The following is a 20,882-nucleotide window of genomic DNA, read 5'->3' as shown; positions in this document are numbered from 1 at the left end:
CTTGGCCCGACGATGGCAGCGCTCCGGCTCAGGATTGAGCCGACGATCTAGCACAGGACGCGCGCCCGTCGTCGACCGGTATGTGGTGCGCCGCGACGGCTAGCGGCTTGCACCGATCATCCGCGCGCGCTATCGCCGCACCGCTCTCGTGTTGGAACACTACCGGGAGCCTGCTTGGAAACCCAATGGTTTCAATAGCATGCGGGTATAGTACAATGGTAGTACAGCAGCCTTCCAAGCTGAATACACGGGTTCGATTCCCGTTACCCGCTCCAACCCCCGACCGAAATCGTCGAACCGCACCAGCTGTGAGTATCACGCGTGCGTTCGCGGACATCACGGTAGAAACGTAAGCAACATTGACCCTTGCATTTCCCTGCTGCGCTGCCGCAAAGAGGGACTGTCGGGCAGGTCTGGCGGCTCCGGGAGTCGCCACCAGTCGTGCCGCGTTCGGATTGGAGTCTCTCCGTGATCGGTATCGTCAGGGTCGCCCTATCGCGCCCGCTCACCTTCATCGTCATGGCCATTCTGGTCGCGGTCGTCGGCGTGCTCGCGGCAGTGCGGACGCCAGTCGACATCTTCCCCGACATCAAGGTGCCGGTGATCGCCGCGGCCTGGACGTACCAGGGCCTATCACCCGACGACATGGCGGGGCGCATCATCACCCCGTACGAGCGCGTGCTGTCGACCACGGTCAACGACATCGACCATATCGAGAGCCAGTCGATGCCCGGCATCGGCGTCGTGAAGATCTATTTCCAGCCGGGTGCCGATATCCGCACCGCCACCGCGCAGGTCACGTCGGTGTCGCAGACCGTGCTGCGCCAGTTGCCGCCGGGCGTCACCCCGCCGCTGATCCTCAACTACAGCGCGTCGACCGTGCCGATCCTGCAGCTCGCGCTGTCGGGCGTCGGGCTGTCCGAGGGCAAATTGTTCGACACCGCGGTCAACCAGATCCGCCCCGGCCTCGTCACCGTGCCGGGCGCGGCGATCCCGTATCCGTCGGGCGGGCGCCAGCGTCAGGTGCAGATCGATCTCGATCCGCAGGCGCTGCAATCGAAGGGCCTGTCGGCGCTGGACGTCGGCCTCGCGATCGCCGCGCAGAACCAGATCAACCCGGCCGGCTTCGCGAAGATCGGCGGGTTCCAGTATAATGTCCGCCTCAACAACGCGCCGGGCTCGATCGACGAGCTCAACAACCTGCCGGTGAAGGTGGTCAACGGCGCGACGATCTACATGCGCGACGTGGCGCATGTCCGCGATGGCAGCGCACCGCAGACCAACGTGGTGCATGTCGACGGGTCGCGGTCGGTGGTGATGACGATCCTCAAGAACGGATCGACCTCGACGCTGGCGATCGTCCAGGGGATCAAGGATGCGTTGCCGGCGATCCAGGCGACCTTGCCCGACAGCCTCAAGATCGTGCCGATCGGCGACCAGTCGCTGTTCGTGAAGGCGGCGGTCGAGGGCGTCGTCAAGGAAGGCGCGATCGCCGCCGCACTGACCAGCCTGATGATCCTGCTGTTCCTCGGGTCGTGGCGCTCGACGGTCATCATCGCGATCTCGATCCCGTTGGCGATCCTCGCCGCGATCATCGCGCTGTCGGCGACCGGCCAGACGCTGAACGTCATGACGCTCGGTGGCCTCAGCCTCGCGGTCGGCATCCTGGTCGACGATGCGACCGTGACGATCGAGAACATCAACTGGCATCTCGAACAGGGCAAGAGCGTCCGCCAGGCGATCCTCGACGGCGCCGCGCAGATCGTCACGCCGGCGTTCGTCTCGCTGCTGTGCATCTGCATCGTGTTCGTGCCGATGTTCTTCCTGCCGGGCGTCGCGGGCTTCCTGTTCGTGCCGCTCGCGCTGTCGGTCGTCTTCGCGATGATCGCGTCGTTCATCCTCTCGCGGACGCTGGTGCCGACGATGGCGATGTACCTGCTCAAGCCGCATGCGGGCGACGTCCACGCCGCAGGAACGCCAACGTCGCGCAACCCGCTCGTCCGGTTCCAGCGCGGGTTCGAGGCGCGGTTCGAGCGGTTCCGCGCCGGCTATGGCCGCCTCCTCGAGCGCGCCTTGGCGACCGGCAAGCCGTTCCTGCTCGGCTTCCTGGCGGTGGTCGCGCTGTCGATGCTGCTGATCCCGTTCCTTGGCCAGAACTTCTTCCCCGCGGTCGACGCCGGCCAGATCACGATGCACGTCCGCGCGCCGATCGGCAGCCGGATCGAGAGTACGTCGGCGCAGTTCGATCGGATCGCGCGGAGGGTGCGCCAGATCATCCCCGCCAACGAACTGGTCTCGGTGGTCGACAACATCGGCCTGCCGGTCAGCTCGATCAACGCGACCTACAACAACTCGGGCACGATCGGTCCGCAGGACGGCGACATCCTGATCCAGCTCGCGCACGAGCACGCACCGACTGCCGACTACGTGCGCAAGCTGCGCGAGACGCTGCCCGGTGCGTTCCCCGGCGCGACCTTCTCGTTCCTGCCCGCCGACATCACCAGCCAGATCCTGAACTTCGGTGCGCCCGCGCCGATCGACGTGCAGATCACCGGCAAGGATGCGGCCGGCAACTACGCCTACGCACGGACTTTGCTGCGGAAAATCGCGGCGATCCCCGGTGTCGCCGATGCGCGCATCCAGCAATCGGCGCGCTACCCGGAACTGCGCGTCAACATCGATCGCAGCCGGATCGGCCAACTCGGGCTGACCGAGCGCGACGTCACCGCCAGCGTCGGGTCGTCGCTCGCCGGCACGATCCAGACCGCGCCGGTCTACTACCTCAACCCCGAGAACGGCGTGTCGTACAGCGTCGTCGCGCAGACCCCCGAATACCGCGTCGGATCGATGAGCGACCTGTCGAACATCCCCGTCACCGGCACCAATGCGGGCGGTACGTCGCAGGTCCTCGGCGGGCTGTCCACGGTCGTCCGCGGCACCTCGCCCGCGGTCGTCTCGCACTACAACATCGCCCAAGCGATCGACATCTACGCGACCCCCAATGGCCGCGATCTCGGCGCGGTGGCGGGCGACATCAAGCGTGTGCTGGCCGATGCGAAGGCGTCCGCGCCGAAGGGTACGACGGTAGCGCTGCGCGGCCAGTACGCGACGATGAACAGCGCGTTCTCAGGCCTCTTCTTCGGGCTGATCGGCGCGATCGTGCTGATCTACCTGCTGATCGTCGTGAACTTCCAGAGCTGGCTCGATCCGTTCGTCATCATCACCGCGTTGCCCGGTGCGATCGCCGGCATCGTCTGGATATTGTTCCTGACGGGGACGCCGCTGTCCGTGCCAGCCCTGACTGGTGCCATCATGTGCATGGGCGTCGCGACGGCCAACGCGATCCTGGTGGTGAGTTTCGCGCGCGAGCGACTCGCCGAGCTCGGGGACTCGCACAAGGCGGCGATGGAGGCGGGGATGACTCGCTTCCGCCCGGTGCTGATGACCGCGCTCGCGATGATCATCGGCATGTTGCCGATGGCGTTGGGCTTCGGCGAGGGCGGCGAGCAGAACGCACCGCTCGGCCGTGCAGTGATCGGCGGGCTGATCGTCGCGACGTTCGCGACGCTGATGTTCGTGCCCGTCATCTTCAGCCTCGTGCACCGCAAGGACGCAGAGCGCGCCGCCGCCAAAGCCCGCCGCGACGAGATTTTAGAGGAAGCGCATGTCTGAGATCGTTCATCCGGATCCCGTCGCCACCGAACCGCAGCGCGGGTCGCTGAAGAAAGTCGGCATCGTCGCGGCGGTAATCGCGCTGGCGCTGGTGGCGTTCGGCATCTTCACGCGGCACCGCTCGGACTCGCAGTTGGCGACCTGGACGACCGCACAGTCGACGCCGATCGTCACCGTGATCCGCCCGACCGCCGAGGGCGCGAGCGATGCGCTGACGCTGCCGGGTAACGTCCAGGCATATAACAGCGCCGCGATCTACGCGCGGACCACGGGCTATATCCGCAAATGGTTCGTCGACATCGGCGATCCGGTCCGCGCCGGTCAGACGCTCGCGATCCTCGACGCGCCCGAGGTCGACCAGCAGGTCGCCGCCGCACAGGCCGATCTTCAGACCGCCCGCGCCAACCGCTCGCTCGCCGCCTCTACCGCGACGCGCTGGCGCGATCTGCTCGCGAAGGATGCTGTTTCGAAGCAGGAGACCGACGAGAAGATTGGCGACCTCGCCGCCAAGTCCGCGATCGCCAACGCGGCGTCCGCCAACGTCCGCCGGCTCGGCGCGTTGCAGGGCTTCACCCGCCTGACCGCGCCGTTCTCGGGCGTCGTCACGAGCCGCTCGACGCAGGTCGGTGCGCTGGTGACCGCAGGGACGGCCGCCTCCACCCCGCTGTTCACGATCGCCGACGTCAACCGGATGCGGATCTATGTCCGCGTGCCGCAGGCCTATTCGGGGCAGACCCGGCAGGGGATGCACGCGACGCTGACCGTGCCCGAATATCCGGGACGCGCCTTCGACGTGACGCTGACCCGCAGCGCCGACGCGGTCGATCCGCAGTCGGGCACCGTTCTGGTTGAGTTGCAGGCGGCGAACACCGATCGTGCGCTGAAGCCGGGCGCCTATGCTCAGGTCAAGTTCCCGGTCGGTGCGGGCGGCACCGGCGTACGGCTGCCGTCGAGCGCGCTGGTGATCGGCGCGAAGGGCACGCAGGTCGCGGTCGTCGGCAGCGACGGCAAGGCGCATCTCAAGACGATCACGATCGGCCGCGACGATGGCGACAGCGTCGCGATCAGCGCGGGGCTCAGCGCCGACGACCGGGTGATCGACAGCCCGCCGGATTCGCTCCAGACCGGCGACCCGGTCCGTATCGCGCCTTCGACAGGACCCGCCCGTGCTAAGCGCTAGGCTAAGCGCAGTAGCGGTCGCCGCTGCGAGCCTAGCGGGGTGTTCGCTTGCGCCGACATACAGCATCCCGCCTAGCCCGGCGGCTGCGGCGTACAAGGAACTAGGACCGCAAGGGCAGGGGCCCTGGCAGCCAGCCGCTACCGACACGTCGCTCCCCGCCGCGTGGTGGACCGCGTTCGACGATCCGACGCTGACCGCACTCGAAGCGCGGATCGAGGCGGGCAATCCCGATCTCGCCGCTGCCGTCGCGCGCTACGATCAGGCGCGCGGTCTGCTGGGCGAGTCCCGTGCCGCGCTACTGCCGTCGATATCGGTCGGGGCCGACGGCGGCCGTTCGCGCGTATCCGCCGGCCGGCCGCTCTCGCCGGGCAACGCCGCGACCTACAACAATCTCTCGGTCGGTGCATCGCTGGCGTACGAGATCGACCTGTTCGGCCGCGTCCGCAATTCGGTCCGCGCGGATGCCGCCTCGGCGCAGGCCAGCGCGCAGGATGTGGTCGCGGTCCGTCTCGGGCTCCAGGCGTCGCTCGCTGATTCCTATTTCCAGATGCGCGGTCTCGATGCGCGTACGGTGTTGCTGCGCCAGACCGTCGCGGCGTTCCAGCGCGCCTACGACCTGACCGACACGCGTCATACCGGCGGCATAGCCTCGGGAATCGACGTCAGCCGCTCGGCCGCGTTGCTGTCGAGCGCGCGCGCGGAACTGTCGGCGGTCGCTGGCGCACGTGCGGCGTTCGAGCACGCGATTGCCGCGCTGGTCGGCGAGACCCCCTCGACCTTCGCGATCCCTGTCGCGGATACGTTGCAACGTCCGCCCGCGATTCCCGTCGGCATACCCTCGACACTGCTGCAACGCCGCCCCGACATCGTCGCGGCCGAGCGCCGGATCGCCGCCGCCAACGCCCAGATCGGCGTGGCCCGCGCGGCCCAATACCCGTCGCTCACGCTCGGCGGCTCGGGCGGGTTCGAGGCGGGCAACGGCAATATCCTGCGTGCCTCGAACAGCTTCTGGGCACTCGGGCCGCTATCCGCCGCGCTCGCGATCTTCGACGGCGGTGCACGGCGTGCCCGCGTCCGCATCAGCCGCGCGCAATATGACGAGGCGGCGGCATCCTACCGCTCGACCGTCCTCACCGCCTTCCGCGAAGTCGAGGATGACCTCGCCCGCTCACGTGCACTGGTGGATCAAGAACGCGACCAGCTGGCCGCGACCCGCGCCGCCGAACGCACGCGCGACTTGGCGCTCATCCGCTACCGCGACGGCGCGTCCGACTATCTCGACGTGGTGACGGCACAGACCGCGGCGCTCGACGCGCAACGCCTTTTGCTGGAAGTACAGAGTACGCGACTACAGATCGCGGTCGACACCGTCCGCGCTATCGGCGGCGGTATCGCGACCTGACTATCGAACCGCCGCCGCCGGGTCAGACCCGCAGGTAGCGGTAATACCAGACCTCGTGACCCTGCCGCCGCGCCTTGCGCTCGTACCGTGTCTCGGGCCAGTCGTCGGGGCGGGTCAGGAAGTCGTGCGGCGTCTTCGCCTGCCATTCGAAGTCTCGACGTGCGCTCATGATCATCATCGACCAGCGGCAATAGGTCGGATCGTCGGTACCGAGCCGGAACTCCGCGCCGGGCTTGAGCTTGGCGGCGATCGTGTCGAGCGGGCCGTGGTTGACCATGCGGCGCTTGGCATGGCGCGCCTTCCGCCAGGGATCGGGATGCAGCAGGTACAGCCGGTCGAGGCTCGCGTCGGGTAGGCGTTCGATCACCTCCAGCGCATCGCCCATGTGCAGCCGGACGTTGGTCAGCTCGCCGTCGCGGATGTGCGCAAGTGCACCGACGACACCGTTGAGGAACGGTTCGCAGCCGATGAAGCCGACGTCCGGGTTCATCGCGGCCTGTCCCGCCAGATGCTCGCCTGCGCCGAAGCCGATCTCGACATGGAGGGGGCGGTTGTCGCCGAACAACGTCATCGCATCGATCGGCCCGTCCTCGGGCACCGACAGGTCGGCGAGCGTTTCCTCGACGAGCGCGGCTTGGCCGAGGCGCAGCTTGTGGCCCTGGCGACGGCCATAGAGGCGGCGGATAACAGAAGGATCGTTCATCGCCGCGCGCTCTAGCGGGCGATTGCGCCGGAGCAAAGCGCGACGCGGGCCGTTGCACTCTCGTAATGGTCGATAACGCTTCCAATCCGCCCGGCGAAGACGTCGAGGATCTCAAGGCCGCCGATGCGCAGGACCTGCACAAGGCGGTCCGCGAGGAGGGCGAGGAAGAACTCGATCGTCCGGTATCGTCGCTGTTCTTCTCCGGGCTCGCCGCGGGGATGGCGATCGCCAGTTCGCTGATCGCGGAAGGCGCGCTGCACCACGCGCTGCCCGATACGCCGTGGCGGACGATCATCGTCTCGCTTTGCTATCCGATCGGGTTCCTGGTCGTCATCCTCGGGCGGATGCAGTTGTTTACCGAGAGCACGATCACCGCGATGTTGCCGCTGGTGACCAAGCCGTCGGGCTGGGCATTGCGGCGCACCTTGCGGCTCTGGAGTGTGGTGCTGGGCGCCAACCTCATCGGGACGGCGCTGGCCGGCGGGATGATCGCGGCGGGCCTGCTCGGCGGCAGCGAGCTTCGTACCGCGATCATCGAGGTGTCGATGGCGATCACCGAACTCTCGCCGGGTGCGACGTTCGTCAACGCGATCCCGGCCGGATTCATGATCGCGATCCTCGCCTGGTCGCTGCCGAATGCGCGCGAACAGTCGTTTCTCGTGATCGTCGCGATCACCTATGTCGTCGCGATTGCTGCGTTCAGCCATTCGATCGTCGGATCGGTGGAGGCGTGGCTGCTGCTGTTTTCGGGTAAGGTCGGGGTCGCTCAGGCGCTCGGCGGGCTGATGGTGCCGGCGATCCTCGGCAACTTGCTGGGCGGTGCGGGGTTGTTCGCCTTGCTCGCGCATGCACAGGTGCGCGGTGAAATGGACGGACAGGGCGAAAACTGATGGGCAAGACCAAGGACGCCGCGAAGGCCGTCGAGAAGGCGGACCGCAAGGCGACGCACAAGGCCGCCGAGCACCGTGACCAACCGCTGGTCAAGGCGACCGGGTTCCTCGCCGAGATCGGCGACCAGCCGCAGCTCGTGGCGACGTCGATCGGCACGGTCGTGATCGGCCTGATCGCGCGCAGGCCGGACGTGATCCGTGGCGGCGTGCGGATGCTGGCGGCGCATGCGGCGGCGACCTTCGTCAAGTCGGCGATCAAGGCATCGGTCGACCGCACCCGCCCCGAAAAGGCGATCGAGGACGGCAAGGCGCGGTTCGAGCCCGGCAAGAGCGACGATCACGACCAGACGTCGTTCCCGTCTGGCCACACTGCCGGCGCGGTCGCGGTTGCACGTGCTGCGTCGCGCGACATCACGGGCGCCGGTGGTCCGGCTGCGTTGATCTCCGGCGCGGTCGCGGCGGCGCAACCGGTGAACGGGAAGCACTACCTCTCCGATCTCGTCGTCGGTGCCGCGGTCGGGTGGATCGCCGAAGCGCTCGTCAGCGCGGTCTTCGACCGGGTCGCGCCCGTGGTCGAGACGGCCGTGGCAAACAAGGCGCCTCTGTTGATCGAGCACGCCAAGGCCTGAATGGTTCGACGCAGCCGAGTGTTACCCGTTGACCACAGATTGCGGCGAAATCGATATTTGTAAGGATCGGCAAGGGGATAGCGGAACCGTTACGCCCGCGTGACGGTTGCCACCGCATCGTAACCAGAACGGACTATCCCCATGAAGAAGCTTTCCATCGCCGTCACGCTCGCCGCCATGGCCGTCTCGCTCGCAGCCTGCGGCGGCAAGGGCGATGACAAGCTCGGCAGCCAGGTCGAGAAGGCCGCGGACAACCGCGCCGATGCACTCGAAGCGACCGCCGACAATCTCGAAGAGCAGGCCAAGGCCGTCCGCAAGGACGGCGACCGCCAGTCGGACGCGATCGACGACGCCGACGTGAACGCGCAGGCGATGCCGCAGGCGCAGAAGGATGCACTGGTCAACGGCAGCGAAAAGCTCCGCTGATCTTCTAGGCGCACACCAGCGCCGGCGTCTTGGCCGCCTTCCGGTACACACCGGGGGGCGGCTTTGACGTTTTGAAAGGGCCGGGTTCGACCGGCTGCTATGACGACAGGGGACACGGCAATGATCGACAGGCGTCGACTGGAAACGGGGGGCTTCATCACCTTCCTGGTGGCGATCACGATCGCGTTGTGCGTGGTCGTGTCGTCATTCGCGGCGGCGCTGTTGTGGAGCGCGCTGGCGGCGATCCTGTTCCAGTCGCTGTACCAATGGCTGCTCAAGCGCTGGCCCAACCGCCGCAACCTGGCGGCGGCACTGACGCTGCTGATCATCTTCGTCGCGGTGATCGTGCCGGCCTTGTTCATCGGCAGCCTGATGATCGACCAGTCCGCCTCGGTCTACGCCAAGCTGCAGAGCGGCCAGATCAACTTTGGCGCGTATTTCCAGCAGATTCACGACGCGATGCCGAACCGGATCCAGGGTGCGCTCGACAGGGCGGGGCTCAACAGCTTCGAACAGGCGCAATCGAGGGTGTCGACCAATCTCGGCAACAGCGTCCGCTCGATCGCCGGTCAGGCGCTATCGATCGGCCGCAACGCGGCCGCGTTCCTGCTGTCGTTCGGCGTCGGGCTGTACGTGACGTTCTTCCTGCTCCGTGATGGCGACAAGGTCGGCCCAGCAATCCGCCGCGCACTGCCGTTCGAGCATTCGGTGGCGGCGAAGCTGGTCGACAAGTTCGTCGCGGTGGTGCGTGCGACGATCAAGGGTTCGGTGATCGTCGGTCTCGTCCAGGGTGCGCTCGGTGGCCTGACCTTCTGGATCGTCGGTGTGCCGGCTGCCTTGCTCTGGGGCTTGCTGATGGCGCTGACGTCGCTGCTGCCGGCGCTCGGGCCCGCGATCGTGTGGGTGCCGGTTGCAGTGTACCTGCTGGCGACGGGCGCGATCTGGCAGGGCGTGGTCGTGATCGTCTCGGGCGTCGTGGTGATCGGTCTGGCCGACAACATCCTGCGACCGATCCTGGTCGGGCGTGACACCGGCATTCCTGATTATATCGTGCTGGTGACGACGCTGGGCGGGATCGAGGTAGTCGGGCTAAGTGGCATCGTCGTCGGACCACTGGTTGCGGCGCTGTTCCTGACGGCATGGCAGATCCTGACCGAGCAGCGGCATGCTCAAGTTTCCCCCGTTCGTCCCGAGTAGCTGCTGAGCCTGTCGAAGCAGCTTACGAAGGACAGTTGGCGAGTGGAACGCGCCTTGTCCTCGATAACCCTCTCCCCTCGGGGAGAGGGAGGGGCCCGCACGGCGAAGCCGGGTGGGAGGGTGAGGGGGAGTGAGACTCGGACCCTCTCCCCCAAACCCCTCACCCTTCCGTCGCCAAGCGGCTCCTCCCTCCCTCTCCCCGACGGGGCGAGGGACTGGAAGATCAGCTAAAAAAGCCTCCCACGGACTGGTCCGCGGGAGGCTTTTTCGTAACCCCAAACGTGTCGCGATCAGGCGACGGCAGCCTTCAGCGCATCGACCAGATCGGTCTTCTCCCAAGTGAACATATCACCCTCGGGCTCGCGACCGAAATGCCCATACGCTGCCGTCTTCTTGTAGATCGGCGCGTTGAGCTTCAGATGCTCGCGGATGCCCTTCGGCGTCAGGCGAACGAGCTTCGGCAGGACCGCCTCGAGCTTGGCCTCCTCGACGGTGCCGGTGCCATGCGTGTCGACATACACCGACAGCGGCTCGGCGATGCCGATCGCATAGCTCAGCTGGATCGTGCAGCGACGCGCCAGACCCGCAGCAACGACGTTCTTTGCCAGATACCGCGCCACATACGCCGCCGAGCGATCGACCTTCGTCGGATCCTTACCCGAGAACGCGCCGCCGCCATGCGGGGCCGCACCGCCGTACGTATCGACGATAATCTTGCGCCCGGTCACGCCGGCGTCGCCGTCGGGGCCACCAATTTCGAACTGGCCGGTCGGGTTGATGTAGATCGCGGTCTCGTCGGTGATGAAACCGTCGGGCAGCACGTCCTTGAACACGCCCATGACGTAGTCGCGCAGCACCGCGTACTTGGCGGGATCGGCGTTGTCGCCCTTCTCGCAATAGCCCGGCGCATGCTGCGTCGAGACGACCAATGCGGTCGCGCCGACCGGCACTTCGTTCTCGTACGACAGCGTGACCTGGCTCTTCGCGTCGGGCTCGAGGAACGGCGCGGCGCCCGAGTGGCGATCTTCGGCCATCTTGGCGAGGATCTTGTGGCTGTAATACAGCGTCGCGGGCATCAGGCCTGGGGTCTCGTCGGTCGCGTAACCGAACATGATGCCCTGGTCGCCGGCGCCCTCGTCCTTGTTGCCGCTCTCGTCGACGCCCATCGCGATGTGCGCGGACTGGCCGTGGAGGTTGTTCTCGAAGCGGAACGTCTCCCAGTGGAAACCCGACTGCGCGTAGCCGATTTCCTTGACGGTGTTGCGAACAGCCGCCTCGATCTCTTCCAGCACGCCGTCGGCCCACTGGTCGTTCTCGTAAATGCCCTTGCCGCGGATTTCGCCGGCGAGGACAACGAGCTGCGTGGTGGTCAGCGTCTCGCAGGCGATCCGTGCCTGCGGGTCCTTGGCGAGAAACAGGTCGACGATCGTGTCGCTGATCTGGTCGGCGACCTTGTCGGGATGGCCTTCGGAGACCGATTCGGAAGTGAAGAGGAAAGACTTGCGCATGCGGGCCTCTTTGCCATGCTCTGAAGCGAGCGTCATATAAGGAAAGCTTTATATGACCCTAGCGCTGGCGACGGCGCAGGGCAACCGCGCTTGCGAGCATCAGCGCGGCGACGATCGCCGCCATCGCGTTGCCGACGCGCGAGAACAGCGTGGGGGGCAGGGCGGAGGGCATCGGTTGTTCAATGGCACCGGCGGTCTCGTGCGGGACGGTCGCGACGAGGCGACCATCGGCAGCGATGATCGCGGAAATACCGGTCGGCGTGGCGCGAAGGATCGGCAACCCCTCCTCGATCGCGCGCATCCGCGCCTGGGCGAGATGCTGCGGCGGCCCCCATTTGCCGAACCACGCGTCGTTCGAGGGATTGAACAGGATGCGGGGGCGGTGCGCGCGATCCACGACCTCACCCGAGAAGATGATCTCGTAGCAGATTTGCATCCCGATCGAACCGAACCCCGGCAGCGTCAGGTTCGCAGGACCCTTGCCCGACGTGAAGTCGATGTCGCCGGGGACGAGCCGCGCGAGGCCGAGCGGCTTTAGCAGCCACGGCATCGGGAGATACTCGCCGTATGGCACGAGGTGCGCCTTGTCGTAGCGGCCGCGCAGCCGCGCCTGCGCATCGAGCGCGAATACCGAGTTCGCCGCGCCGGAGATCTGATCCCTGGCGTTGAACTCAAGCGCAGTGCCGCCGATCAACAGGATGTCTTGGGGGCCCAGCAACCGCGCCATGCGGCGACGAAGGTAGAGCGGGCTCGACCAGCCATAGGCGTAGAACGGGTAGCCATCCTCGACGTAGTCACGGACGACGCCCTCCGGCCAGACGACGAGGCGTGGGGTGGTGCCGCCTTGGCCAGACAGCTTTTCGAGCGCGGTAAGGACGCGCTTGCCATCGGTCTCGCTGCGGTCTTCCTGGCCAATGTCGGGTTGGACCACGCGGACCAGAGGCGTGCCGGGAGCGGGCGGCGGTGCATTCGTCCAGAGCGCGGACAGTGCTGCGAGGCCGAACGCTGGAAGGGCGACGGCTGGCAGTGTCCAACGGCGTACCGCAAGCATCAACAGTGCGCCCGCAGCGAGGATCGTCAAACCCGACAGGGCGTAGGTGCCAATCCACGCGGACAGCCGCGCAACGCCGATCGCGGGGAGCCAGACGACGCTCAGCGGATCCCAGGCATAGCCGGTGAACAGCGTCGCGCGCAGCCACTCGGTCGCGATCCAGGCCGCGGCGAAGACGAACACGAACGTCGCGTCGGGGGTGCCGGGCCGTCGTGCGATCCGCCACGCCAGGCCGCCTGCAAGCATCGGGAACACCGCCAGATACAGCGCGAGACCGACCGCCGCGAAGTACCCGAGCACCGGCGGCATCGCGTCCTGGAAGTCGAACGCGTGCTGGAACCAGTTGTTGTTCACGGTGAAATGCCCGACCCCGAACACCCACCCGCGCCACAGCGCCCCGCGCAGGGTCGGTGCGTCGTGGACGATCTTCATCCACAGCGCGAACGCAACGAGCGTCAGCGGCCAGAGATCGAGCGGAGCGAACCCGGTCGCGGCAAGCGCACCGAGGACGAGGCAGGCGAGGGCAGGGTAACGGTTCACGCTCGCGCTATGGCGTGGCGGAGGGGGCCGGGCAATGTTTTCGGTCTGATGGGGGGGCTGCATGAAGAGCGGGTTCGCTACTCCTTCGACCACCCCGGCGAAGGCCGGGGCCCAATTGGAAAGGTGGTCGTAACGGAGCGCTCCCCTGCATTAGCTATGTCCCCCAATTGGGCCCCGGCCTTCGCCGGGGTGGTGCGGTATGGTTGGGTGAGGTGTGCCCTTCCCACATTGTTTCCCCGCGAAGGCGGGGACCCAGACTGGGCTCCCGCCTTCGCGGGAGAACAAAGTAGGGCGGGCTGACGGCATTGCGGGTTGCTAAAAGCACTCACGCAATCCGCCGGGTCGACGAATTCTCAACCACGACCTATCTTCCCCCCATGATCCTACGCCCCTTCCACCTAGCCTTCCCGGTCCACGACCTCGCCGCAGCCCGCAACTTCTACGGCGCCACCCTCGGCTGCCGCGAAGGCCGCTCCAGCGACCACTGGATCGATTTCGATCTGTTCGGCCACCAGATCGTCGCGCACCTCGACCCCTCAGCCAAACCCGTCGCGGTCGAGAACGCGGTCGACGGCCACGCCGTCCCGGTCCCGCATTTCGGCGTCGTCCTGACGATGGACGACTGGACCGCGCTGTCCGAACGCGTCACCGCCGCCGGCATCCAGTTCGGGATCGCGCCGTACATCCGCTTCAAGGGCGAGCCCGGCGAACAGGCGACGATGTTCTTTCTCGATCCCAGCGGCAACGCACTCGAGTTCAAGGCGTTCGCCAACGACGACATGATTTTCGCGACTTAAGGAATAGACATGGGCACTCCCATCACCGTCGACGTCCCCCATCAACTCGGCAAGGCTGCGGTTCGCGCGCGGCTCGACGGGGGGATCGGCAAGATCAGCGACAAGATCCCCGGCGGGTCGGTGACCGAGCAGCGCTGGGATGGCGATACGCTGCACTTCACCGTCCAGGCGATGGGCCAGACGATCGCCAGCGCGGTCACGGTGTTCGAGACCAACGTCCACGCTGTCGTCGACCTGCCCGGCATCCTCGGCCTGTTTGCGAGCAAGGTGCAGGACATGATCCGCAAGGAAGCGCCGAAGCTCCTGCGCTGAGGTGAGGCCCGGGAAATCAGGCGGACGCGCGTCGATACAGGTCGAACGCCGCCTTGGCACCGACGATAGCCTGCTCGACCCAGGCTTCGTCGACAGGCTCGTTATCGATCGCGGCGAGCAAGGCGCGCCACTCGCCCGGCAGATGCTTTGCCCCGAGATAGGCCGAGGGCATCCCTTCGGGCACTGACCGCGACAGCATGATGCCGCCGAGCCGCGACCCCTCGACGACATACACCGCGCCCCACCCGGCGGCCGTGCTCGCTGGCACGTCGAACGTCATCGGCGCGGGCATGTCCTCACCTAGCGCGGCAAGATCCTCGGCGAGCGCCGCCCCCCGCGATCGAACCGCCGCCAGCCCCGGAATCGCGGCCAGCCAAGCCTCGACCGCCGGCAACGCCTTGGCGTGTGCGATCAGGAACGCGCGGTAATCGTCCGCATCGGTCAGGTCGTAGCGCCCGAACCCCGCATCGACCGCGTCGTGATCGCTTGCCGTCGCCGCACGAAGGCGCGCGACGGTCGATACCGTCTCGGTCAACAGCAGCGTCCCCCGCCCTTGCTGCCGTACCGCGCCTCCTGCCGATCGCGGAAGAACGCGCGTTCGTCCATCGGCGTGTGGTCCGGATGCCGCTCGGCCATGTGCTGGCGATACGCAGCGTAGGACGGTACGCCGACCATCAGCAGCGCGGTCTCGCGTGCCTTGGCGTAGAGCGCGCGGATCATTCTGCGGCTACCAGCTGCGGCGGGACTTCGGTCACCGTCGGCCGGTCGATCTTCAACGCCGCGAGACAGGTGCGGATGCCGAAGAAGACGATCGACAGCACCACCGCCAGGAACAGCGCGCACAGCCCGGCGTCGATCCGGTCGTTGAGAACGATCCGCTGCATCTCCGCCATCGTCTTGGCGGGCGCGAGCAGCTCGCCCCGCACCGACGCATCCGAGAACTTCGACGCATGCGCGAGGAAGCCGACCTTGGGATCGCTCGCGAACAGCTTCATCAGCCCGGCGGTGATCGTGCACAGGCACAACCACGCAGCGGGCAGGATCGTCACCCACGCGTAGCGTTGGCGCTTCATCCGGAACAGCACGACCGTCGCCAGTACCAGTGCGACTGCCGCGAGCATCTGGTTCGAGATACCGAACAGCGGCCACAGCGTGTTCACGCCGCCAAGCGGATCGGTGACCCCCTGGTACAGGAAGAAGCCCCACGCGATCACGCACAACGCGGTCGCGATCAGCCCCGGTACGATCGCCGACGCATTGCGGAACGACGGCACCGCCAGCCCGATCAGGTCCTGCAACATGAACCGCCCGGCGCGCGTGCCGGCATCGACCGCCGTCAGGATGAAAAGCGCCTCGAACAGGATCGCGAAGTGATACCAGAACGCCTTCATCGCCTGCCCGCCGACGAGGTGGCTGAAGATCTCCGACATCGCCACCGCCAGCGTCGGCGCGCCGCCCGTGCGCGATACGATCGTGGTCTCGCCGACGTCCTTCGCGGTCTGCGCAAGAAGCTCCGGCGTGATCGGGAAGCCCATCGCCGTCACCGCGGTCGCCGCCGAGGCGAAGTCGGTCCCGACCACCGCCGCCGGGCTGTTCATCGCGAAATACACGCCGGGATCGAGGATCGACGCGCCGACCAGCGCCATGATCGCGACGAAGCTCTCCATCAGCATCGCGCCGTAACCGATGAACTGCGCGTCGCCTTCGCTGGCGATCAGCTTCGGCGTGGTGCCGCTGGCGATCAGTGCGTGGAAGCCCGACACCGCGCCGCACGCGATCGTGATGAACAGGAACGGGAAGAGCCCGCCCGACCAGACCGGGCCGGAGCCGTCGATGAACGGGGTCAGCGCGGGCATCCGCAGTGGTGGGGCCACGACCGCGATGCCGACCGCCAACGCGACGATCGCGCCGATCTTGAGGAAGGTCGAGAGGTAGTCGCGCGGCGCGAGCAGCAGCCACACCGGGAGGACGGAGGCGACCGCGCCGTATCCCACCATCAGCACGCAGAGCTGCACCGGGGTCAGCGTGAACAGCGGCGCGAGCGTCGGCGAGGCGGCGACGGTACCGCCATAGACGATTGCTGCGAGCAGCCCGATGACGCCGAGAACGGAGACTTCGCCGACCTTCCCGGGCCGGATCCAGCGGGTGTAGATGCCCATCAGGAACGCTAGAGGGATGGTCGCGGCTACCGTGAACAGCCCCCACGGGCTGCCGGCGAGCGCACGCACCACGATCAGCGCGAGCACGGCGAGGATGATGACCATGATCGCGAACGCGCCGATCAGCGCGATCACGCCGGGGATCGCGCCCATCTCCATGCGGATCAGTTCGCCGAGCGACCGCCCGTCGCGGCGCATCGAGATGAACAGGATCATGAAGTCCTGCACCGCGCCCGCCAGCACGACGCCGGCAAGGATCCAGAGCGTGCCGGGAAGATAGCCCATCTGCGCGGCAAGCACCGGCCCGACGAGCGGACCGGCACCGGCGATGGCGGCAAAGTGATGCCCGAACAGGACGTTGCGGTCGGTCGCGACGTAATCGAGCCCGTCGGCGCGACGCAACGCCGGGGTTTGCCGTGACGGATCGAGCTGCATCACATGCCGCGCGATATATCGTGCGTAGAACCGATACGCGATCAGCTGGACGGAGGCGGCGGCAGTGACGATCCATAGCGCGTTGACATGCTCGCCGCGCTCGAACGCGACGACCGCGAGCGCGCTGGCTGCGAGCAAGGCAAGTGCGCCCCAACCGATCTTCTCGCGTAATGTCATAGCGTTCGCCCTCCCGTGCGGTCCGTCTGCGCGGCATCGCGTATTCGGCAGGCGAGCGCTAGCCTAGATTGGCCGACACGCACCTCATAGCTCCACCCCGGCGTAGGCCGGGGCCCAGTTGGAAAGGTCGTAGTAACGGAGCGGGGAGCGTCGTTATTACCGTCCCCCAACTGGGCCCCGGCCTTCGCCGGGGTGGAGCCGGTGGTTGGTGATGAGTGGTACGGTTCTGGCAAACTCGTCGGAACAGCGAGCTATATCAGAGTGCCGCGAGATCATGAGGCACCTCACTTAAAGCCCGACATACACCTCTCTTCCGTCACCCCGGCCGACGCCGGGGCCCACCGTTCCATACTCCAAGGGGCCGCGAGCATGCGGAACGGGCCCGGCATGACGGGGCAGGGGTAGCGTTCGTTGGTGCTTCAGCCTGAATGCAGTGCCGGCGCGAGGCGGACGCGGCACCAAGGCAGTTCCCCCGCGGACGCGGGTGCCCAGCTGAATACCGCAACGCTTGATACCCTGGACCCCCGCCTTCGCGGGGGAACAGTTGGCGCGGAGCCCACTTCCCCCATCACAGGGCTGAATCTGCATGGCCGCGACCGGCAAGCCGCGCGCGTTGCAAGCTTCAACCCGCAAGCTCAAACCTGCGAATGATGCCCCTTCAGTTCATCCCCGACGATCCGCACCACATGCAGCACGTTGGTCGACCCAGGCGTCCGGAACGGCACGCCCGCCAGCACGATCACCCGGTCGCCGGCCTTCGCCATCCCATGCCGTAACGCCATCCGCTTCGACTTCGCCACCATGTCCTCGAACGACTCCACGTCGCGCGTATGGACCGCATGCGTCCCCCACAGAAGTCCGAGCCGGCGCGCGGTCTCCTGGCTCGGCGTCAGCACCAGCAACGGCACCGACGGTCGCTCGCGTGCGATCCGGCGGGCGGTCGAGCCCGAGGTGGTGAAGCAGATGATCGCCACCGCCGACACCGTCGCGGCGATGGTCTTTGCCGCCTCGGCCAGCGCATCCGCGGTCGTCGGATCGGGCTTCATCACGGTGAAGTGCATCCGGTCGCCATGCTCGGGATCGGCCTCGACCGACACGCCGATCGCATCCATCATCGCGACGGACTCGACCGGCCACGCGCCCGCCGCGCTTTCCGCCGACAGCATGATCGCATCCGCGCCGTCATACACCGCGGTCGCAACGTCGGACACTTCCGCGCGCGTCGGTGACGGCGACGTGATCATCGATTCGAGCATCTGCGTCGCGACCACCACCGGGCGGCCCATCCGGCGCGAGACCTCGACGATGCGCTTCTGCAAGGGCGGGACCTGCTGCGGCGGCAGCTCGACGCCGAGATCGCCGCGCGCGACCATCACGCCGTCGCAGGCCTCGACGATCTCCTCGAGCCGCTCGATCGCCGCCGGCTTTTCGATCTTCGCCATCAGCGCCGCCTTACCGCCGATCAGTTTCCGCGCTTCCCACAGATCCTCGGGGCGCTGGACGAACGACAGCGCGATCCAGTCGACACCCTGGTCGACCGCGAAGTCGAGATCGCTGCGATCCTTCTCGGTCAGCGCCGCCATCGGTAGCACGACGTCGGGGACGTTCAGACCCTTGCTGTTCGACAGCGCACCGCCAACCTCGACCCGCGTCGTGATCTCGCGCGGGCTGTGCGACACGACGCGCAGGACGAGCTTGCCGTCGTCGAGCAGCAGGCGCGCGCCCGGCTCGATCGCTGCGAAGATCTCGTCGTGCGGCAGTTCGACGCGCGTCGCATCGCCCGGCGTCGGGTCGCGGTCGAGCACGAAGGTGGAGCCGGTTTCGAGCACCGTGCGTCCGCCGTCGAACTTGCCGACGCGCAGCTTCGGCCCCTGGAGATCGGCGAGGATGGTCGACGGACGACCATATTCCTTTTCCAGCGCGCGAATCGCCTGGATCACGGCGATCTTCGACTGCTGGTCGCCGTGACTCATGTTAATGCGGAATGCGTCCGCGCCGGTACGGAAGAGGGTAGCGATCATCTCGGGGGTGCTGCTGGCAGGGCCGAGCGTCGCGAGAATGCGGACTTTGCGCGAACGGGGTGCGATGGCCTTGGTCATGCGGTGCGTCTTCCTCGGCGTTTCCTGGGGGAGGTCTTTGCCGCGACGGGCCTTAAACCCTATCTCCGCGGGATCAACCACGGAGCATAGTAATGAACCCCGATCGCCTCGATACTTTGGACGATGCCGTAGCGGCACAGGCCTTTCGCCGCCTGATCCGTCATCTCCGCCACCGCGAGGACGCGCAGAACGTCGACCTGATGGGGCTCGCCGGTTTCTGCCGCAACTGCCTGTCGGACTGGGTCGAGGAAGCAAGCGGCATGACGAAGGATGTCGCACGCGAGACTGTGTACGGGATGCCGTATGCGGAGTGGAAGGCGCACCACCAGGGCGACGCGACGCCCGAGCAGCTCGAACGGATGAAGGCGAGCGTCGCGAAGAACGCGGTGGTCTGAGAACGGGTGCAATTGATTCGCGACGATCCCCCGCAGGGTCGCTTGAGCCGAACACGGTAAACGCCTAGACGCTGGCCCGCACCCAATTCGGCATGATTCAGGACGTCTCCGGACGGCGATCACCGGTGCGGGCTTGTATCTTGATTGGCTTTTGACCGGCGCGTGGGCGCTGACGAGTGGGGAATTTTCGATGTCTGACGAACGGCAACACGGCATGGGCGGCGGCGCGGTCGCAGCGGACGAACTGCGCCTGCTGATCGAGCGCGCCGAGCGTCTCGAAGAAGAGAAGAAGGGTATCTCGGACGACATCAAGGACGTGATGGCCGAAGCCAAGGGCCGCGGTTACGACCCAAAGGCGATCCGCAAGATCCTGTCGATCCGGAAGAAGAAGAAGGAAGAGTATCAGGAGGAGGAAGCGATCCTCGAAGTGTATCTCCAGGCGTTGGGGATGATCTGAGGATCGCCAAGGCGGTGAGACGGCCAAACGCGTCGGTTGTGACGTGTTTAACAAAACTGTCATCGGTTGCGGATTAGTGTCCGGCTATGAACATCCGTTTTCTCGCCGCCCTCGCGCTGGCCACTATGGCCGCTCCCGCCCAGTCGGATGAGGGGGCGGCCAACGCCAGCTTCTGCCAGCGGATCGCGACCGAGCTCGGTATGAAGACGGCGAAACCGTCTGACGGCCACGCCGCATGGGAGCTGAAGACGCTTGGCGGCCTGGGTAACGCGTTGTTCGGTGGATCGACCTATGTTTCGATGGGGCTCGGTCCGGCTGAAGACTCGGTCATCACTAACGCACGCCAATATGTCGATGCGTGTGCCAGCGTCGCCAACGGGATGGTATGCACGGTCACCGGGCCGGCGGAATTCCAGATTGGCGTGAAGGACCACATGGTCAAGATGCGCGCGAATGCGGGCGAGCGTGCAGAGGTCCGCATGGTTAAAATGCGGATCCGTTGCGAGGACCGTTGACCGCGCCGAATAGTGCGCTTGCTGTCGTCACGGCCGTCTTCTTGCTGGTGCTGGTCAACGTCATCACGGTCGCCGCGTTCGCGCTCGACAAGCGACGATCATCGACTGGCGCGTGGCGCATTCCTGAATCACGCTTGCTCTGGCTCGCCGCACTTGGCGGCAGCCCGGGCGCGTTCTGGGCGCGCAATCGCTACCGGCACAAGACACGGAAGCAACCGTTCGTCTGTCGGCTCCAGTTCATCGCGATGGTACAAGTCGGCGTCGCCGCAGGTCTCGCCATCGCGTTCGCATTTTAGGTTCGGCAACTGGCAGCGTCATTGCTGCACCTGAAGCTTAGG

20 protein-coding genes and 1 tRNA gene are annotated in these 20,882 nt (G+C 66.6%); 14 read left to right on the top strand and 7 right to left on the bottom strand.

Going from position 1 to position 20,882, the window contains the following annotated elements; translation table 11 throughout:
• The first annotated feature begins 201 nt into the window (after window positions 1–201).
• From ASE69_RS07875 to ASE69_RS07860, 4 genes are all read left to right on the top strand, one after another.
• Window positions 202–275, top strand: a tRNA-Gly gene (locus tag ASE69_RS07875).
• A gap of 193 nt (window positions 276–468) precedes the next feature.
• Window positions 469–3,672 (top strand): efflux RND transporter permease subunit, encoded by a 3,204-nt coding sequence (locus ASE69_RS07870; RefSeq protein WP_056484937.1) that lies wholly within the window; start codon window positions 469–471, stop codon window positions 3,670–3,672.
• Window positions 3,665–4,852: an efflux RND transporter periplasmic adaptor subunit gene (locus ASE69_RS07865; protein ID WP_056484935.1), complete on the top strand. Its 1,188-nt coding sequence runs from the start codon at window positions 3,665–3,667 to the stop codon at window positions 4,850–4,852. The genes ASE69_RS07870 and ASE69_RS07865 overlap by 8 nt, the downstream gene beginning before the upstream one ends.
• Window positions 4,839–6,254, top strand: coding sequence for an efflux transporter outer membrane subunit (locus ASE69_RS07860; protein WP_056484933.1), 1,416 nt, complete (start codon window positions 4,839–4,841; stop codon window positions 6,252–6,254). The genes ASE69_RS07865 and ASE69_RS07860 overlap by 14 nt, the downstream gene beginning before the upstream one ends.
• Window positions 6,255–6,276: 22 nt before the next feature.
• Here ASE69_RS07860 and trmB read toward each other — a convergent pair whose 3' ends face one another.
• Window positions 6,277–6,957, bottom strand: coding sequence for a tRNA (guanosine(46)-N7)-methyltransferase TrmB (gene trmB, locus ASE69_RS07855; protein ID WP_056484932.1), 681 nt, complete (start codon window positions 6,955–6,957; stop codon window positions 6,277–6,279).
• Between the two features lie 65 nt (window positions 6,958–7,022).
• Here trmB and ASE69_RS07850 point away from each other — a divergent pair, with 65 nt between their 5' ends.
• The 4 genes from ASE69_RS07850 to ASE69_RS07835 all read left to right on the top strand — a co-directional run bounded on the left by ASE69_RS07850 (window position 7,023) and on the right by ASE69_RS07835 (window position 10,099).
• A complete protein-coding gene (locus ASE69_RS07850) occupies window positions 7,023–7,847 on the top strand; it encodes a formate/nitrite transporter family protein (protein WP_056484930.1) in 825 nt (274 codons plus the stop codon).
• Entirely contained in the window at window positions 7,847–8,476 is a 630-nt protein-coding gene (locus ASE69_RS07845) for a phosphatase PAP2 family protein (RefSeq protein WP_056484928.1), read from the top strand. Before ASE69_RS07850 ends, ASE69_RS07845 begins: the two co-directional genes overlap by 1 nt.
• A gap of 141 nt (window positions 8,477–8,617) precedes the next feature.
• On the top strand, window positions 8,618–8,902 hold the full coding sequence (locus ASE69_RS07840) for a hypothetical protein (protein WP_056061318.1): 285 nt from the start codon (window positions 8,618–8,620) through the stop codon (window positions 8,900–8,902).
• Between the two features lie 120 nt (window positions 8,903–9,022).
• Complete coding sequence (locus ASE69_RS07835) at window positions 9,023–10,099, top strand: AI-2E family transporter (RefSeq protein ID WP_056484926.1); 1,077 nt, start codon at window positions 9,023–9,025, stop codon at window positions 10,097–10,099.
• A 290-nt stretch (window positions 10,100–10,389) separates the two neighbouring features.
• Here the strand turns inward: ASE69_RS07835 and metK are convergent, their stop codons facing one another.
• Both metK and lnt read right to left on the bottom strand, forming a co-directional pair.
• Window positions 10,390–11,607, bottom strand: coding sequence for a methionine adenosyltransferase (gene metK, locus ASE69_RS07830; protein ID WP_056484924.1), 1,218 nt, complete (start codon window positions 11,605–11,607; stop codon window positions 10,390–10,392).
• A gap of 58 nt (window positions 11,608–11,665) precedes the next feature.
• Window positions 11,666–13,198: an apolipoprotein N-acyltransferase gene (gene lnt, locus ASE69_RS07825; RefSeq protein WP_056484922.1), complete on the bottom strand. Its 1,533-nt coding sequence runs from the start codon at window positions 13,196–13,198 to the stop codon at window positions 11,666–11,668.
• A 377-nt stretch (window positions 13,199–13,575) separates the two neighbouring features.
• On the opposite strand from lnt, the gene ASE69_RS07820 reads away from it, so the two are divergent.
• Window positions 13,576–13,995 carry a VOC family protein gene (locus tag ASE69_RS07820; protein ID WP_200924141.1) on the top strand — a complete coding sequence of 140 codons (420 nt, stop codon included), beginning with the start codon at window positions 13,576–13,578 and terminating at the stop codon, window positions 13,993–13,995.
• Window positions 13,996–14,004: 9 nt separating this feature from the next.
• Window positions 14,005–14,307, top strand: a complete 303-nt coding sequence (locus ASE69_RS07815) for a polyhydroxyalkanoic acid system family protein (protein WP_056484920.1) — start codon at window positions 14,005–14,007, stop codon at window positions 14,305–14,307.
• A 16-nt stretch (window positions 14,308–14,323) separates the two neighbouring features.
• Here ASE69_RS07815 and ASE69_RS07810 read toward each other — a convergent pair whose 3' ends face one another.
• The 4 genes from ASE69_RS07810 to pyk all read right to left on the bottom strand — a co-directional run bounded on the left by ASE69_RS07810 (window position 14,324) and on the right by pyk (window position 19,177).
• Window positions 14,324–14,842 carry a biliverdin-producing heme oxygenase gene (locus tag ASE69_RS07810; protein WP_056484919.1) on the bottom strand — a complete coding sequence of 173 codons (519 nt, stop codon included), beginning with the start codon at window positions 14,840–14,842 and terminating at the stop codon, window positions 14,324–14,326.
• A complete protein-coding gene (locus ASE69_RS07805; RefSeq protein WP_056484918.1) occupies window positions 14,839–15,027 on the bottom strand; it encodes a YbdD/YjiX family protein in 189 nt (62 codons plus the stop codon). The genes ASE69_RS07810 and ASE69_RS07805 overlap by 4 nt, the downstream gene beginning before the upstream one ends.
• Window positions 15,024–17,078: a carbon starvation CstA family protein gene (locus ASE69_RS07800; protein WP_056484916.1), complete on the bottom strand. Its 2,055-nt coding sequence runs from the start codon at window positions 17,076–17,078 to the stop codon at window positions 15,024–15,026. The genes ASE69_RS07805 and ASE69_RS07800 overlap by 4 nt, the downstream gene beginning before the upstream one ends.
• A gap of 635 nt (window positions 17,079–17,713) precedes the next feature.
• Complete coding sequence (gene pyk, locus ASE69_RS07795) at window positions 17,714–19,177, bottom strand: pyruvate kinase (RefSeq protein ID WP_056484914.1); 1,464 nt, start codon at window positions 19,175–19,177, stop codon at window positions 17,714–17,716.
• Window positions 19,178–19,269: 92 nt separating this feature from the next.
• On the opposite strand from pyk, the gene ASE69_RS07790 reads away from it, so the two are divergent.
• The 4 genes from ASE69_RS07790 to ASE69_RS07775 all read left to right on the top strand — a co-directional run bounded on the left by ASE69_RS07790 (window position 19,270) and on the right by ASE69_RS07775 (window position 20,840).
• A complete protein-coding gene (locus tag ASE69_RS07790) occupies window positions 19,270–19,572 on the top strand; it encodes a DUF1244 domain-containing protein (protein ID WP_056484912.1) in 303 nt (100 codons plus the stop codon).
• Between the two features lie 214 nt (window positions 19,573–19,786).
• Window positions 19,787–20,029, top strand: a complete 243-nt coding sequence (locus ASE69_RS07785; RefSeq protein ID WP_197942503.1) for a DUF2312 domain-containing protein — start codon at window positions 19,787–19,789, stop codon at window positions 20,027–20,029.
• 86 nt (window positions 20,030–20,115) lie between these two features.
• The gene (locus ASE69_RS07780) at window positions 20,116–20,544 is read left to right on the top strand and encodes a hypothetical protein (RefSeq protein WP_056484910.1); all 429 of its coding nucleotides are present in this window, start codon (window positions 20,116–20,118) and stop codon (window positions 20,542–20,544) included.
• The gene (locus tag ASE69_RS07775; RefSeq protein WP_056484908.1) at window positions 20,541–20,840 is read left to right on the top strand and encodes a DUF1294 domain-containing protein; all 300 of its coding nucleotides are present in this window, start codon (window positions 20,541–20,543) and stop codon (window positions 20,838–20,840) included. Before ASE69_RS07780 ends, ASE69_RS07775 begins: the two co-directional genes overlap by 4 nt.
• Window positions 20,841–20,882: the final 42 nt, after the last annotated feature.

Source organism: Sphingomonas sp. Leaf208 (genome assembly GCF_001421415.1).
GTDB lineage: Bacteria > Pseudomonadota > Alphaproteobacteria > Sphingomonadales > Sphingomonadaceae > Sphingomonas.
The sequence above is the reverse complement of the archived record's forward strand: the minus strand, read 5'-3'. Positions and strand labels throughout refer to the sequence as shown.